This window comes from Paenibacillus durus ATCC 35681 (assembly GCF_000993825.1).
GTDB classification, from domain to species: domain Bacteria; phylum Bacillota; class Bacilli; order Paenibacillales; family Paenibacillaceae; genus Paenibacillus_AQ; species Paenibacillus_AQ durus_B.
In genome coordinates, this window is the sequence record NZ_CP011114.1 from 980819 (window position 1) to 997968 (window position 17150).

Sequence of the window (17150 nt, forward strand, 5' to 3'; positions counted from 1 at the left end):
TAAGATATGAATCGAAAAATTGCGCTGAGGTACGTTGTTGCGAGTCTGTTCCTGTTTTCATTTTTTTATATCATTAAGCTCCCGTTCGCCCATGCGGCAACCATGAGTTCCTACAGTCTGTCGCCGGGCGAATCGGCGCTGGTCACTTCATCTTATACAACAACGACCAACATTTATGTCAAAGGCCCGTCATTTGATTATGTAAAGTATTACGCTGATGGCGGCGTTGCCTATTATGGCCAAAGTACAACTTCAAATACATTCTCAATCATATCCGGACAACAGGTGATCGTCACGAATACCTCTTCGGGCACTGTCACGCTGGAGTCCACGACCCGAGTCCTAAACATGAGCTGGAGCTCAACGCCCGCGCTGCTGAAAAAGTGGCTTGCTCCCGGCCAGAGCATGACGGCGGTTAATGTAAGCGAAGATGCCGAGAGCATTAAGGTCGGCGGAAAAAACGATTATGCGGATTACGATGAATTCGGCTCGCTGCTGTCGTATGACACGGACGATATCGGCGGAAGCATGTTGATTTCCGCCGGAGAGCGGTCCGCAATCACGAATCGGAATACAGCCGGTTACGAAGTCATCGGCCCGTATGAGAGCTTTTCTTTTGCCGATCGCGAGACGCCTGCGGCTTTTCACTGGATACTCCAGCCGGGTGAAACGATGCAGGCCGTCAGCCATGCGACAAAAAGCTTTTATATCTCCTTCTATCCATATTTTTACGAATTTGCTCTCTACACTGCTGAGGGAGAGCTTGACTCTTACGGCAGTTCCAGCTATTCTTTACGGACGATTTCACCGTTGGAGCGAATAGTGGTCACCAATCCTGGGAATGAAAATCTGGAAATAACGGGGCCCTATGACGGCTTCACCGTTACGTCAAGATCGCTTCCGGCCATGTACTCCCGCACACTCCAAAACGGAGAGAGTCTACGTATCCAAAATACGAGCGATAAGGCGTATACCCTCGATTTCGATGGAACCTATGATTTTGCCGAATACTATGCATCCGGTCAAGTAGCCGGCTTCGGCAGAGCGGCCTTCACATCGACGAACTCCATCGCCGCAGGGGGATCGATTACTGTAACCCCATCCGGTTCGGGAACGGTTCAGGTCGTCGGTCCTTACGATGTTTTACAGTTTACCGGCAGCTTCTATCCGGCACTGTACACCCGGACGGTCAGCCCGGGCGAAAGCCTGGAAGCCGACAATCTGACTTCGGGCACCGCCGGCATTGTGTTGGGCGGCACTTTCGACTATGCCTTGTACAATAATCCGGGCGGCATCAAGAGCTACTATGCCAACCGTATCGTTAGTGAATCGTATATTCCCGCGGCGCAGGGGATCGCTTTTACGAATACGGGCTCTTCACCGGAAGAGATTTATGCTCCTTATGCCGCATTTTCCATCTCCACCCGATCGAATCCCGTTACTTTCAAGAAAACGCTCGCGCCGGGAGAAACGATAAAAGCGGACAATACGACGCTTTACAGCTTCACGATGACTGTAAGCGGCCAGCACCATTATGTCGTTTACGACAATGGCAGCGAAGTAAGTGAATACGGCCGTCCCGTGGAGGGAGACAGCTATACAATCGGAGATACGGAGGCGCTGGTTGTTACAAACAGCGGGCTTGTCAATTTGACCGTATCGGGGCCTTATGACGCTTTTCTGGTCAGCGGCCGCGCTAATCCCGCGCTAAGTAAGACGTATCTTCCTGACGGCGGCAGTTTGAAGGTAAGCAACCTTAGTCCCGGGGCATTCAGCCTTGATCTTGAAGGGACTTATGATCAGGCGAGCTATATGGAAGACGGATATCCGCGCTCTTTTGATCGCAAAAGAGCGATTGGCAGCTTGATACTATACAACGGCGAACGGGTGACATTGACCGGAGCGGGCGGCACGGTACAGGTGATCGCTCCGTATGACGTAACGCAGGTGCAAGCAAGCCCGACACCCGCCCTTGCATTAAGGACACTGGCGCCGGGGCAAAGCGCCCGGTTCGTTAATATTTCATCAGCAGCGCGAAATATTGAAATGACCGGAACGCATGACATGATGGAATACAGCGCCGAAGGCACTCCGGGCGATTATTCGAAAGACCGTACGCTGTCTTACGCAAGCCTAAGCGCTGGAACGGCAGCGGCCGTCGAGAACAGCGATGCCCAAGTGATCGACGTCTACGGAGCGTATGAGTGTGTTTCCGCAGCGGACCGAAGCGACCCGGTAACCTTTAAGCGGACGCTGTCAACCGGCCAAAGTCTGGATTTAAGCAATTCGTCGGCCAAGACGTATTATATATACAGCGACGGCCTCTACGATTTTGCGCAGTATGACGGCAATGGAGATGAGACGGATGCGGAACGCGAGTATGCGATCCAATCCAAAAGCGTATCCGGCGGGAACCGGCTGGCGCTGACAGCCGCAGCCTCCATTAAGGTTGAAGGACCGTTCGATGTCTTTGCGGTAACCACCCGGTCGAATCCGGCTTTATTCGAGTATGATCTCTCGCCGCGGCAAAGTATGGAAGCCGTATATACGGGCCCGGTTAAGGGCGATATTCATATGACGGGAGAGTATGATTACTCTCTCCGCACAGGAGAAGGACCTGTTGATACGTATGCGCGCAATCTGAGTGTAACGAGCATGGAGACGGTCGTAAACGGGCAGAGAATCGCAGTCGAGAACAGTGATGAGACAAGTATTACGGTTTATGGCGCCTATGACGTGTTTCAGGCGTCCTCCCGGATCAATCCGGTGACTTTTCATCGCACACTGGCGCCGGGAGAGAGTATCGAGGCCGTTAACAACGCGTCAAAGCTGTTCTATCTGTACACGAACGGCCTTCACGACTATGTTCAGTACGGCAGCGCCGGAGATGTGGAAGAGATGGACCGGGCGAATATCTACGGCACGAAATCGGCGGCGGCCGGAACGCGCACCCTGATTACTAATGCGGATGCTGTTCCGATATTAGTTGAAGGAGCGTTCGAGGTCTATACGCTGAAGGACCGTACCACTCCGGCGTTATTCGTTTCCGCCCTGCAGCCGGGAACATGGATGGAAACAAAATATACCGGCGATGGAGACGCGGATGTAAAGATAACGGGCACCTACGATTTTGCTTCATATGACAGCACCGGAACGCTCACACAATACGGGCATCATTATTCATCCGTGCCTACTCAAAATGTGGCGGCGGGGGAACACATCGCTATTCAGAACAGCGATGAAGCGGGTATCGAAGTGTATGGACCCTACGATTTGTTCCAGACGCAGACCCGGGACCATCCGGTTACTTTTGTAAAAACCCTCGGGGCGGACAAGAATGTAGAGATTCATGCCGTCACGGCCAAGCTGCTGTATCTTTATTTTGACGGGCCCTTTGATTATGCAAGGTATGACGGTGACGGGGGAGTGGCTTCCTTCAACACTTGGTACACGGCGACGGCCCAGCTTCTTCAAGGCGACGATAAGCTTGTCGTTTCTCCTTCCGAAGCACAGACGCTCACTCTTTCCGGCGCCTATGACGGTTTTTCCCTGACGGACCGGAATGAAAGGGCGGTTACAGTTAAAACGCTGCAGAACGGCGAGAGCTACTCGGTTCGCAATATTTCCCCGGATTCTTTCAGCGTTCACATTGACGGCCTTTACGATTATCAAATCTACGACCTGGCCGGGAATATGGAAAGCTTCGGAAATGACAGCTCGTTGTCGCTCCGGCCGCTGAGTCCGACCAAACGTATCGTTTTAACAACTGCTGACGTCAATCCGGTAACCGTGGCGGTGCCGACTGATGCCGTGCGGATAACGGACGGAAGCAATCCGGACGAATTTGTAAAAGGACTTGAATCCGGCGAGAGTCTGGAGGCGGTGAACCAATCCGGCCAAGCAGCTGCGCTTGCTGTAAGCGGCAAGTATGATTTGGCGATTTATACCCCCGGGGGAAATCCGTACAGTTTCGCCAGAGAGACGGCGAACGCCGCTATTTCGGTTCCGGCCGGTTATCGGGCCGTACTAACCAACGCGCAGACAGCCGGTACGGTGGTAAGCGGCAGTCAGACGGCTTTCAGCGTAGCCGACGTGGCCGACCCGGCCTTGAATATTGTGAAGCCGGGTCAGAGCAATACCGTGGAGATCCGGAATATCAGCGCTGCTTCATGGAGTCTTTCGGCTAACGGCAGTATGAACCGCGTAACGTATAGCGCAAGCGGAACAGTGCTGGATTACGCTTTGAAGGACAGTTCGAGTGCTCTTCCGATCCAGCCATCCGGCAAGATCGTTGTAACACAGCCGCTTCTTGACGGTCTGGCGCTATGGGGTCCTTACGATGCTATCTCGGTACAAAGTGCTGAACACCCCGCTCTGGACCAAAGAGAACTGAAAGAAAACGGGGCGCTGACGGCACATAATCTGACCAATCAGGACCAAACCGTGAAAATGGAAGGATCTTTTACGTATTCCATTGACCAGGGAACAGAGCAGCCCGGACAAAGCCCGCTCACTGTTCCGGCCGGAGCGGTCGTATTGATCCGTAATACTGAGCCTGCCGGTTACCAGGTTTACGCTCCGTACGGTATCTTCGAATGGAAGGAAGCCGGGGATGGAACGGGACCGATCTCCGGCAGCGGGGCAGCCGGGGAGATTGCCAAGCTGGACCCGGCGGATTATGATCCGCAAACGTTCTATTCCGATCCGGTCGATACGGCCACCGGCGCGCAGGTGATTAACCGGACCCTCTTAACCGCGCACGGAGCTGTACCGATTCCGTTCCAGGTACAATATCATTCCCTGTTGACCGGAGAGGGAGCGCTCGGCAGCGGATGGAGTCATAATTTTGCCATTCGCTTGAATGCGGATGCTAGCGGCGACACTGTAAAAGTAAACTGGAACGATTTCCGCGGCAATACGTTTATTCGGAATTCAAACGGTGTATTCTCTTCTTCGGATGAGGCCGCAAGACAGGATAGCCTGACGAAAAATCCGGATGGCACATATGTGCTTAACCGGGGTGACGGCACCGTGTATCGGTTTAATGCGTCGGGACGCCTCGCCTCTATGAACGAGAAAACCGGATTGCAGGTTGTATTCTCCTATTCTTCGGACGGCCGGCTTGCAGCGGTGACAGAGCCGCTTACCGGTGCAAAGGTCACTCTCGCCTACAATGCCGAAGGCCGCGTTTCCACCGTATCGGACCAGGCGGGCAGACAGGTTTCCTTTGCCTATGATACGGGCGGAAGACTGAATGAAATAACCGACGCCGCAGGCAGGACAACCCATTATAGCTATGACAGTAATAATAGGATTGTTTCAGCGGCAAGCGGCGACGTCCAATTATTTGGGAATGTGTTCGACAGCGAAGGAAGAGTTGTACAGCAGCAGGATGCGGTGGCCGGAGGCAATCCAACTAAATTTGCCTATGCGGAAACATCCGGTCAGCTTGTGACCACCATCACCGACCGTAACGGACATATCCAGAAACGGACGCATGATGCGAAATACCGTCTTTTAAGCGTAGAAGACGAATTAGGACGCACGACGGCATATGAGTACGATAATGACGGCAACCGGACCGGCGTAACGAATGCGCTGAATCAGACGGCGACCTATACCTATGATGCGCGGGGAAACCTGACCGGGGCAACCGATTATACCGGAAATACCATTCAAATGACTTACGATTCGGCGAATAAATTGTTGACGGCAACAGGTCCAGATGGGAACACGGTAGTGAACACCTATGACAATAGCAATCGGCTCTTGACGGTGACCGATCCTGCGAGCGGGACAACGACCTATAAGTATGACGATAACGGGCTGCTTCTGTCCGCAGCTGATCCGCTTAACGGTATCACGAGCTACACCTATACCGGAAACCGGTTGACGGGCGTGCAAAACGCAGAAGGTGAAACGGCGGTATTCGGTTATGATAGCGCCGGCCGGTTGGTAAGCCAAAAGGATGCGGAAGGCCATGAGACGGTGCTGGCCTATAATGCCGACGATCAGCTCGTGACGGAGACCGACCCGCTCGGGAATACTTCCTCTTACACGTATAACGATCAAGGGTTCCTGACCACCGAAACGGATGCGCTCGGCAACACGACAAGCTACGTCTATGACGGCAACGGCAACGTAACCGAAGTTTCCAATGCGCTGAATGAAACGATTGCCTTTCAATATGACGGTGAAGGCCGGCTTAGCAGTCTGAGCGATCCCCTTGGACACAGCATGACGTACACCTATGATGATGCTGGCAATTTACTCACGGAGACCAATGCGGCAGGCGAAACGGTGCGGTACGTCTATGACGCGCTGAATCGGGTGACGGAGGCGTACGACGCGGCTAACGTCAGGATTTATGCGGCTGCGTATGATGCAGCTGGCAATCTTAAGACGCTGACGGATGCATTGGATCACACGCGGACGAATGTGTACGATGGTTTGAACCGGCTGACACAGACAATCGATCCGCTTCAGCGGACAACAAGCTACGCCTACAATAATCTGAACCGGCTGATCTCGGTGACGGACCCGCTTCAAGGACAGGCTGGCCGCAGTTTCGATGCGCTGAGCCGGATCACGGCTGTTACCGATCCAAATGCGAATACGACCGGCTACACCTATGATCTGGTCGGCCGCCTAACCGGAGAAACGGATGCGTCCGGCGGCAGCCGGGCCTATCAATACAACGCGCTTGGTCTGCTTGCAGGGGAGACGAACGGACGCGGTCAGGCAACGGCCTACACTTATGATGCCGCTGGACGTCTTGCAGCATTTACGGACCCGGTTGGCAGCGTAACGTATACTTATGACGCCAACGGAAACGTGAAGGCTGTTACCGATGGAAGCGGCAAGACACTAACCCGTACGTTTGACAAGCTGGACCGGGTGGAGCAGTACACCGACGAGGACGGCAATGCGATTCGCTACACCTATGATGCGGCAGGCAGCTTGACTGCGATAACTTATCCCGACGGCAAAACGGTTACGTATACGTATGATGCCGCCGGAAGGATGAAGACCGTCACGGATTGGAATAACCGGGTAACAACCTACGGGTACGATGTAAACGGCCGGCTCGTGTCTACGGAGAGACCGGACGGGACCGTGGAGACCCGCACATATGATGCGAATGGTCAGCTGGCAAGCCTGTCCGATAAGAGAGCGGATGGCAGCGTCATTTACGGAGCCGGGTATCTGTACGATGCCGCCGGCAATGTGGTAACGGAAACGGTGGATGGGGCACCGACCGTAATCTCTAGTGTATATGGTTCCGAATATACGGTTGACATCAACGGTCCGGGCTTGTCGCCGAGCGCGGAGCCGCTCACCCCGGGCAATGCGGAAATGACCTACACGGCCGACAACCGGCTTGCGACTTATAACGGCAGCCCCGTTACCTATGATGCGGACGGCAATATGACGTATGGTCCTCTTCAGGGCATTCCGCAAGCTTACGAGTACGACGCGCGCAACCGTCTGACGGAAGCGGGCGGCGTGAGCTATGGATACAACAGCGAGAACAACAGAACATCGGTAACGGCAAACGGCGTGACCACCAAGTATGTCATTGATCCGAACGCGATGCTGCCGCGGGTGCTGATGGAGACGGACGGACAAGGACAGGCGAAAGCCCGGTACGTGTACGGTCTTGGCTTGATCGGCCGCGAGGATGCTTCGGGCGACTACCAGACCTATCATTACGACCGCCGTGGCAGCACAGTGGCGCTGACCGATGAAACCGGACAGACGACCGACACCTACACCTACGGCAATTACGGCGAACGGCTGGATCATCAAGGAACGCTGGAGCAGCCGTTCCAATACAACGGACGCGACGGCGTAATGACGGATGCGAACGGACTGTACTATATGCGGGCGCGGTATTATAATCCGGATATCAAGCGGTTTGTGAACCGGGATGTGGTGACGGGAACGATCTCCGGCGCGCAAACGCTGAACCGATACGCCTACGTGAATGGCAACCCCATCTCCTATGTCGATCCGTTCGGCCTCAGCCGGGACGGAGACTCGATCTGGCTGAAGGGCGCCAGCTTCCTGGCGGACCTGACGCCCGGACTGGGCACAGTGAAGGGATTCCAGCAGGCTTTCACGGGAAGGAACTACGTCACCGGAGAGCGGCTGTCCGTAGCGGACCGCTGGTCGGAAGGCATCGGCTCGACGCTGAGCCTGATCCCGATTCCCGGGCTGAAGTATGTCGGGAAGTACGGAACCGAGGAAGCGGTACTGGCGGGTAAAGGTATTCGGAAGTGGTTGGGGCTCGGGGGTAAGGGTGCGGGTAAATATCAAGTTGGAGCATATAAAGATATTAAAGGAGTAGAAGGACTAGATGCCCATCATGCAGGGCAGAAGGCAGTAATGAAGAAATTAGTGGATAATTATGATCCAAATACTGCTCCGGCAATAAATGTTCCAAAGGTAGGTCATACAATAAAAGGCCCTAATGGTATAGTTTCGAGAAGTACCAAAGGAATAGAAAATGCTAGACAGCTATTGGCAAGGGATATTATGGAACTAAGAAGAGTCTATGATGACATACCAAATTCTGCATTAAAAGAACTTATTGAACTAAACAAAAAAATGTATCCAGAAATGAGGAAATAAAATGAACGAGATTTTTGTTAAATCACTTTATGAGTCTATAGTTAGAGAGAACCTTCGACTATACAAAAACTTGTATGAAACAACGAATGTTACTCCTAAAACAGATGATTATTGGAAAAAAGCTATTGGTTTTTACGATAGTTTAACAGACGAAAATAAAGATACATTATTGAGGATAATTGAACAAACCATGATTGATACTATTTCAAACATGCTAGGAGTAATTGATGGAAGTTCAACTTTAAAAGATTGTTCGTTCGAACCTAAATTACTGCTTGATTCTATTGACACAGAAGGAGAACTGCAAGATTCGTTTTTAGAATTCATAGAAGAAAGAGATAGCAACAGCTAATTGAAATTTGCTTCCTCGGTGTTACTAATTAAAACGCCTGCTTGCAGGGGAGACGAACGGACGCGGTCAGGCAACGGGCTACATTTATGATGCCGCTGGACGTCTTGCAGCATTTACGGACCTGGTTGGCAGCGTAACGTATACTTATGACGCCAACGGAAACGTGAAGGTTGTTACCGATGGAAGCGGCAAGACACTGACCCGTACGTTTGACAAGCTGGACCGGGTGGAGCAGTACACCGACGAGGACGGCAATGCGATTTGCTACACCTATGATGCGGCAGGCAGCTTGACTGCGATCAATTATCCCGACGGCAAAACGGTTACGTATACGTATGATACCGCCGGAAGGATGAAGACCGTCACGGATTGGAATAACCGGGTAACAACCTATGGGTACGATGTAAACGGCCGGCTCGTGTTTACGGAGAGACCGGACGGGACCGTGGAGACCCGCACATATGATGCGAATGGTCAGTTGGCAGGCCTTGTCCGACAAGAGAGCGGATGGCAGCGTCATTTACGGAGCCGGGTATCTGTACGATGCCGCCGGCAATGTGGTAACGGAAACAGTGGACGGGGCACCGACCGTAATCTCTAGTGTATATGGTTCCGAATATACGGTTGACATCAACGGTCCGGGCTTGTCGCCGAGCGCGGAGCCGCTCACCCCGGGCAATGCGGAAATGACCTACACGGCCGACAACCGGCTTGCGACTTATAACGGCAGCCCCGTTACCTATGATGCGGACGGCAATATGACGTATGGTCCTCTTCAGGGCATTCCGCAAGCTTACGAGTACGACGCGCGCAACCGTCTGACGGAAGCGGGCGGCGTGAGCTATGGATACAACAGCGAGAACAACAGAACATCGGTAACGGCAAACGGCGTGACCACCAAGTATGTCATTGATCCGAACGCGATGCTGCCGCGGGTGCTGATGGAGACGGACGGACAAGGACAGGCGAAAGCCCGGTACGTGTACGGTCTTGGCTTGATCGGCCGCGAGGATGCTTCGGGCGACTACCAGACCTATCATTACGACCGCCGTGGCAGCACAGTGGCGCTGACCGATGAAACCGGACAGACGACGGACACTTACACCTACGGCAATTACGGCGAACGGCTGGATCATCAAGGGACGATAGAGCAGCCGTTCCAATACAACGGACGCGACGGCGTAATGACGGATGCGAACGGACTGTACTACATGCGTGCGCGGTATTATAATCCGGATATCAAGCGGTTTGTGAACCGGGATGTGGTGACGGGAACGATCTCCGGCGCGCAAACGCTGAACCGATACGCCTACGTGAATGGCAACCCCATCTCCTATGTCGATCCGTTCGGCCTCAGCCGGGACGGAGACTCGATCTGGCTGAAGGGCGCCAGCTTCCTGGCGGACCTGACGCCCGGACTGGGCACGGTGAAGGGATTCCAGCAAGCTTTCACGGGAAGGAACTATGTAACCGGAGAGCGGCTGTCCGTAGCGGACCGCTGGTCGGAAGGCATCGGCTCTACGCTGAGCCTAATCCCGATTCCCGGGCTGAAGTACGTCGGGAAGTACGGAACCGAGGAAGCAGTACTGGCGGGTAAAGGTATTCGGAAGTGGCTGGGGCTCGGGGGTAAGGGTGCGGATAAACTTGATTTTGTCGAAGAGACAGGTCGTCTTGGTGGTAAAATGTATAGTGAGAGAGATTTACAATTATTAGGTAAATATCTCAAAAAAGAGGAGTTAGATTAAATGTTGGAGATGAGTTTCTTGGGGTAGGAAAAGGTGGGGCTTTTGATGCTACAAATGGAGCGTTATATTTAAGAAGTAATCCTACACAATATGAAGTGTGGCATGAGCTATCTCACTACATTCAATATAAAAATCTAGGCAAGGAAGAATACCTGAAGCTACCTCGTACTCAGGGACAAATACCTATGGACGACTTAACAAGATTTAATGCACCTGAACAATTTGTATTCGACATGCTTTCCAATTCAAAGCGGTGGAATAAGTTAAATGAAGCCGAACAAAGGCATGCGAATTGGTATATCGATAATTTTGGAGGTATTCGATAAATGAGTGAATTAAGAAAAGAAGTTACAGAAGAAGAGGTTAAACAAATAGCACTTCAACATATCGCTCAAAATCCTTCCAATACTTTCAATTATCATTTTATGAGTATTAATAAAAGCATAAACCGATATCCTTGCTGGTCAGTAATTTTTGAGACACGGACCTTCAATGGAGATTTAGTAGATGGTCCCTTAGTATTAGGTATTGATGAATATGGGGAAATTATTTTTATCGGCTAAAGGTTTCATGAACCTCGATTGGCTTCAAGCCTATTCGGGGTTCTTTTTTGTGGGGCCACCCGTGTGACCCATGTATTACCCGTATAAAGATTTCGCCATTTCGTTTATGCGTACATCAACGCTTGAGTTTTATACCCTAAATAACGCCGTTTTCTCACAGTTTTTTCAATTAATACGCAACTTTTGAAACAGAAAGTGTTATGGATATAGTGTTAGGAAGCTTACCTGTTAAGCTTTCTTTTAGCGCAGAACTTATAGACACATGGTTGCTGGATCACTAAGGGACGAGGGGAAAAGGGGGGAAACCTAGATGACTTTGGAGGATAAATTAAAAATAGTCATAGATGGACAAACAGTTTATTTATTAGACCCAGTTTTATTTAAGAGTATAAAAGCAGACAAGGAAATAAATGCAATTAAAGTTAACAGTATGGATTTAGTAAGTGAAATTATACCGTTTATTGAAGATAATGCAGAATCTTCCTTGATTTGTTATCTGTTAGGCCGTAATTGGATGTTTTGTATTGTTTATCGTGTAGACAACACATGGAAAAGGGTTCAAATTGAGAACTTAACTTGTAATGAATGTGGATGGCAAGGGATATCGGCGAACCCTACAATTCCAGAATTGTATTTAGGGACACCAAATCGCTGGGAAACCTTAGAAGAAACCGATTTTATTTATTCTGTAAAATGCCCACAATGCAAACAAGAATTACCTAGAGTTTCTTTATGGACAAAAACTTTATAGTGAAATTTTCTTTAACCTTGATTGGCTTTATGCCTTTCAAGGTTATCTTTTTAACTCGAACTGATCGACATGATTGCTGATCACCAAGGAACGATGGAGCAGCCGTTCCAGTATAACGGACGCGACGGCGTAATGACGGATGCGAACGGACTGTACTACATGCGTGCGCGGTATTATAATCCGGATATCAAGCGGTTCGTGAACCGGGATGTGGTGACGGGAACGATCTCCAGCGCGCAAACGCTGAACCGATACGCCTACGTGAATGGCAACCCCATCTCCTATGTCGATCCGTTCGGCCTCAGCCGGGACGGAGACTCGATCTGGCTGCAGGGCGCCAGCTTCCTGGCGGACCTGACGCCCGGACTGGGCATGGTGAAGGGATTCCAGCAAGCTTTCACGGGAAGGAACTACGTAACTGGAGAGCGGCTGTCCGTAGCGGACCGCTGGTCGGAAGGCGTCGGCTCGACGCTGAGCCTGATCCCGATTCCCGGGCTGAAGTACGTCGGGAAGTACGGGACCGAGGAAGCGGTACTGGCGGGCAAAGGTATTCGGAAGTGGTTGGGGCTCGGGGGTAAGGGGACGGGAGAACTTAAATATTGGAACAAAGCAACAGAATTTAATGGGACAAAGGTTTACCAAAGGAATGACATAATCGACCCTAACTTGACAGATAAATTAGGAAAAACTAATCTGGAAAGGATGAAGCAGGGGCTTGCACCTATAGGGCCAGATGGTAAATCTATAAATCTACATCACACAATTCAGACTAATGATAGCCGATAGCAGAAGTCACCCAAACATTCCATAAGGACAACCATTCTATTATTCATATTAACCCGAACACCATTCCATCAGGGATAAATCGAGCGGAGTTTGACAAGTTTAGAAAGGCATACTGGAAGAACAGAGCTAACGATTTTATTGACGAATAGGAGGGACTTTTCGATGAGTTTGGATAGTTATAATAAGGCTCTGGAGCTATTTAACAAAAACAAAGATATGTGTCATTTTGCTGGGGGGCGAACCGAAGAATTGATTTGTCTTTCAGAGGAAGCAATAGGCTATAAGTTTTCTCCCATCTACCGTGATTTTATAAAAAAATTTGGGGCAGGGAATTTCGGCAGTCAGGAAGTTTATGGGGTTATCGACGAGGATTTTGTAAACTCCTCAGTTCCAGATGCTATTTGGTACTCACTAACGGAACGTGAAAAAATTAATCTGCCCGAAAATTTGCTTGTCATTTACGATACTGGTGGTGAAGAACTATTTTGCTTAGACTTCTCGAATCTTAACAAAATGAATGAACCTAAAGTTGTTTCCTTTATTTCTGGGCAACCACTAAGTGCTCAAAGAAATGAGACAGTAGCAAATGACTTTGGAGATTTCTTGCTAGATTTGGTAACAAAGGAAATTGAAGATTAGTATTCATAACTTTGACCTTGATTGGCTTAAGCCTTTCAAGGTTTCTTTTTCAATCCAAGGTATACCTGCCCGCCGCGCACCATGCACCTTAATTTTGGCGGGCGGGAGATAATGAAGCCAAGCAAATTTGAATATTCTTTCTCCTGAGAAGATAAAAACGAATCGAAATATCATCCCAATAGTGTGACGAGGTGCAGCATGTACCTCTGTCAATAGAGTAGACACAAAGAATTGAGAAAATCATGCAACAGACCGGTACATATGTTCGCACTCATTGGGCGTAAAGTACCCAATAGCCGAATGGATTCGTTTTCCATTGTAGAAACAGGGATGTATTTGACGGATGCGAACGGACTGTACTACATGCGTGCACGGTATTATAATCCGGATATCAAGCGGTTTATGAACCGGGATGTGGTAACGGGAAGCATCTCCGGCGCGCAAACGCTGAACCGGTACGCCTACGTGAATGGCAACCCCATCTCCTATGTCGATCCGTTCGGTCTCAGCCGGGACGGAGACTCGATCTGGCTGCAGGGCGCCAGCTTCCTGGCGGACCTGACGCCCGGACTGGGAACGGTGAAGGGATTCCAGCAAGCTTTCACGGGAAGGAATTACGTAACCGGAGAGCGGCTGTCCGTAGCGGACCGCTGGTCGGAAGGCATCGGCTCTACGCTGAGCCTGATCCCGGTTCCCGGGCTGAAGTATGTCGGGAAGTACGGGACCGAGGGAGCGGTTCTGGCGGGTAAGGGGATTGCGAGATGGCTGGGGCTCGGGGGCAAGGTTAATACGTATGGCAGACCATTATTATTTCGATTATAGAAATAGTAATTAGAAAGGTGTGTTATGAATATGCTTAATCAAGCGAGGATTATGAACCCAGAATCTTTAGTGAGTATTTTTGGTAAAGTGCCTGAGTTTTGTGGATCGGAGCTGCTCGATGTACAGCTTAGAAGAGATGGGCCAACTTTATTTGTTCGATTCATGACGAATGAACCAGTTCTTACAAAACCAAAGCGTTGGGATAAATGGGATGTCATATATATTGAGTTTTCCTTTTTTGCAGTACGTGATTTGATTGTTAACGGCTTGGGAACAGAAAATATAGTCAAGAAATTCGAAATAACGGATGGTGGAGAGGGTGCTATCTTACAAATTATTTGTGAGAATCCAATGCAGATCACATGCTCATTTGATTGGGCAAGGGTAGAACAAATAAGTCCAGGCTTAGTGGGTTTACCATAGAAGCCTGGATTAGGATAAATTGAAGCAAATCTTTAACCTTGATTGGCTCATACCCTTTCAAGGTTCTTTTTTTGGTTGGGTCACCCAACTCCTAAATGTGTGTACGGCATTCATTGACATGATTTTACATGAGTTATATACTTAGTTACATAAGTAACTAACCAATTATGTAGTTGGGAGGTGTCCGGGTGGATGACAGCCGTCCAATTTTTCAGCAAATTGCGGAGAAGATTGAGAATGACATTCTGGAGCTGAGGCTGCTGGAAGAAGGGCAGGTTCCTTCCACCAACCAGTTTGCGTCGCTGTATCAGATCAATCCGGCCACGGCGGCGAAGGGGATAAATCTGCTGGTTGACGAAGGTATTCTGTATAAGAAGCGGGGGATTGGCATGTTCGTAGCGGAAGGCGCGCGAGGGAAGCTGATGAAGAAGCGGCGGGAGCAATTTTTCGATCAATATGTGATGGCGCTGATGCAGGAAGCGAAGAAACTTGGAATCACCGTGGATGAAGTGGCTGATATGATTAGGAAAGGGGCGGAGAAGTAATGACGGCAGCAATTTCCGTAAAAGGACTGACAAAACGCTACGGACAGCTGACAGCGGTGGATAACATTAGCTTTTCCCTGGAACCGGAAAAAATATATGGGTTGATTGGACGGAACGGTGCGGGCAAAACGACAATTATGCGCATGCTCACGGCACAGACCTTTGTTACGGCGGGAGAGGTTATGATTTTTGGAGAAAGACCTTACGAGAACAACCTTGTGCTGCCGAAAATCTGTTTTATGAAGGAGAGCCAGCGCTACCCGGACCATTATAAGGTAACCGATGTACTGGATATAGCGTCAGTGCTGTTTCCAGAGTGGGATAAATCTTATGCGGACTCTCTTATGCGGGACTTCGAACTGCCGTACAAGCAGCTGGTGACGAAGCTTTCCCGGGGCATGCTATCAAGTCTAGGCATAATTGTGGGACTGGCGAGCAGGGCTTCGCTCACCATTTTTGACGAGCCATATCTTGGTCTGGATGCAGTGGCCCGCGAGCTGTTCTATGACCGGCTGCTTCAGGATTATGCAGAAAAGCCCCGGACCATTATAATGTCTACCCATCTGATTGACGAGGTAAGCCGCATTCTTGAACATATTCTGCTGATCGACAAGGGTAGACTCGTGCTGGACACGGACGCGGATAGCCTGCGCGGCAGCGCATATACGGTGATGGGACCGGCCGCTTCTGTGGAGACCTTCGTGCAAGGCCGCAATATTATGAGCCGGGAGACGTTCGGCGGTTATCTCAAAATATCTGTTCATGAACTGCTGGACACCGGAGCACAGCGCCGCGCCCAAGAACTGGGACTTGAGCTGTCGTCCGTGTCCCTGCAGCAGCTTCTTGTCCACCTTACCGGCGGGAAGAAACCGATTGTGAGAGAGGAAGAGGCCATATGAATCGAATTCAAGCGGTCTGGCGGCTTCAGGCAAAGGATCTGAGAGGAGGGCTGTTACGCCCGTGGCTGATCGTTCTGTCCATTTTACTCGTTCATTCAGTCATTCTAACCGTTGGCAGCAGCGAAGGCGAGCAATTTAACGGTTCGATTGTAACGCTGTATATTTACTCATTTGTGTTCAGTATTCTACTGGTTGGGCAGACTTTCCCGTTTGCCGTTGGTATGAACGTGCGGCGTGGGGACTATTTTACAGGGACGGCAATCTTTGTGGGAGTGATCAGCGTGTTGTCGGCGCTCGCGCAAACGTTTTTTGCCTTTGTGGAGAAAGAGTGGGCCAACTATTGGGGCAGCGGACTCCACTTCTTTCATTTTCCCTACCTGAGTGATGGAAACGTGCTGAAGCAATTCATTGTAATCCTGCTCACGTTGCTCATGTTTAACGTTTGGGGATTCTTCCTCGGCTCTTTGCACTTCCGCTTTCGCGCTCCGGGAGTGATGATATTCTTTGCGGCTTTGCTAGTTATAATCGGGGTATTCTTCTCTCTTCCCGGCTGGTATCCGCGGTTAGACGCGGTATGGGATTGGCTGTATGTCCGAACGGCCTTCGAACTGGCGTTATGGCAGATACCGGTCATTGTACTACTTGGCGTCGCTTCCCGGGCTCTGCTTCGGAAGGCAGAGTTGTAAGAGTTGATTGATCTCCTACAGCAGCTTTAAGATCTGCAATATGCGAGAATTATTATAAATAGCCGGAAAAATATAAATCTTAGGCCTCTTAGTCCTGAAGTATGGGAAAGAGGCTTTTTATTTTTTGACTCTATGAATATTTATGAACATTTTATTAAATTTAATAATGAAATCGTTATCAGTTTACAGCTAGTGTGAGAAATTTTACATAAAAAATACGTGTAGTTTATATTTTCCTGCTAGATTGGGATTTTTTTCTGTGATAAGATATCGCGGAAGTAGTTTAATTGATAGGAGGATTACTA

At 50.1% G+C, this 17150-nt stretch carries 13 protein-coding genes and 1 pseudogene; all 14 read left to right on the plus strand.

Annotated elements, in window-relative coordinates; translation table 11 throughout:
* The first annotated feature begins 6 nt into the window (after positions 1 to 6).
* A complete protein-coding gene (locus tag VK70_RS26295; protein ID WP_052755978.1) occupies positions 7 to 8634 on the plus strand; it encodes an RHS repeat-associated core domain-containing protein in 8628 nt (2875 codons plus the stop codon).
* Position 8635: 1 nt separating this feature from the next.
* Positions 8636 to 8986, plus strand: coding sequence for a hypothetical protein (locus VK70_RS04475; protein WP_025693947.1), 351 nt, complete (start codon positions 8636 to 8638; stop codon positions 8984 to 8986).
* A gap of 163 nt (positions 8987 to 9149) precedes the next feature.
* The gene (locus VK70_RS29430) at positions 9150 to 9587 is read left to right on the plus strand and encodes a hypothetical protein (protein ID WP_158454048.1); all 438 of its coding nucleotides are present in this window, start codon (positions 9150 to 9152) and stop codon (positions 9585 to 9587) included.
* 340 nt (positions 9588 to 9927) lie between these two features.
* Positions 9928 to 10731, plus strand: coding sequence for an RHS repeat-associated core domain-containing protein (locus VK70_RS29435; protein WP_233277825.1), 804 nt, complete (start codon positions 9928 to 9930; stop codon positions 10729 to 10731).
* Positions 10704 to 11057 (plus strand): zincin-like metallopeptidase toxin domain-containing protein, encoded by a 354-nt coding sequence (locus tag VK70_RS29440; RefSeq protein ID WP_081754930.1) that lies wholly within the window; start codon positions 10704 to 10706, stop codon positions 11055 to 11057. The genes VK70_RS29435 and VK70_RS29440 overlap by 28 nt, the downstream gene beginning before the upstream one ends.
* Positions 11058 to 11294 (plus strand): hypothetical protein, encoded by a 237-nt coding sequence (locus VK70_RS04490; RefSeq protein WP_025697166.1) that lies wholly within the window; start codon positions 11058 to 11060, stop codon positions 11292 to 11294.
* A 310-nt stretch (positions 11295 to 11604) separates the two neighbouring features.
* Positions 11605 to 12045, plus strand: a complete 441-nt coding sequence (locus VK70_RS04495; protein WP_025697165.1) for a hypothetical protein — start codon at positions 11605 to 11607, stop codon at positions 12043 to 12045.
* Positions 12046 to 12138: 93 nt separating this feature from the next.
* Positions 12139 to 12980 (plus strand): annotated as a pseudogene (locus tag VK70_RS28670) (HNH/ENDO VII family nuclease).
* A 13-nt stretch (positions 12981 to 12993) separates the two neighbouring features.
* The gene (locus VK70_RS04505; RefSeq protein ID WP_025697162.1) at positions 12994 to 13470 is read left to right on the plus strand and encodes an SMI1/KNR4 family protein; all 477 of its coding nucleotides are present in this window, start codon (positions 12994 to 12996) and stop codon (positions 13468 to 13470) included.
* A 336-nt stretch (positions 13471 to 13806) separates the two neighbouring features.
* Positions 13807 to 14292, plus strand: coding sequence for an RHS repeat-associated core domain-containing protein (locus VK70_RS28215; protein ID WP_201778745.1), 486 nt, complete (start codon positions 13807 to 13809; stop codon positions 14290 to 14292).
* Between the two features lie 30 nt (positions 14293 to 14322).
* A complete protein-coding gene (locus VK70_RS04515; protein ID WP_025697159.1) occupies positions 14323 to 14715 on the plus strand; it encodes an immunity 50 family protein in 393 nt (130 codons plus the stop codon).
* A gap of 188 nt (positions 14716 to 14903) precedes the next feature.
* Entirely contained in the window at positions 14904 to 15260 is a 357-nt protein-coding gene (locus tag VK70_RS04520; RefSeq protein ID WP_025697157.1) for a GntR family transcriptional regulator, read from the plus strand.
* The gene (locus tag VK70_RS04525; protein ID WP_025697155.1) at positions 15260 to 16159 is read left to right on the plus strand and encodes an ABC transporter ATP-binding protein; all 900 of its coding nucleotides are present in this window, start codon (positions 15260 to 15262) and stop codon (positions 16157 to 16159) included. The genes VK70_RS04520 and VK70_RS04525 overlap by 1 nt, the downstream gene beginning before the upstream one ends.
* The gene (locus VK70_RS04530) at positions 16156 to 16845 is read left to right on the plus strand and encodes a hypothetical protein (protein ID WP_025697152.1); all 690 of its coding nucleotides are present in this window, start codon (positions 16156 to 16158) and stop codon (positions 16843 to 16845) included. The genes VK70_RS04525 and VK70_RS04530 overlap by 4 nt, the downstream gene beginning before the upstream one ends.
* The last annotated feature ends 305 nt before the right edge of the window (positions 16846 to 17150 follow it).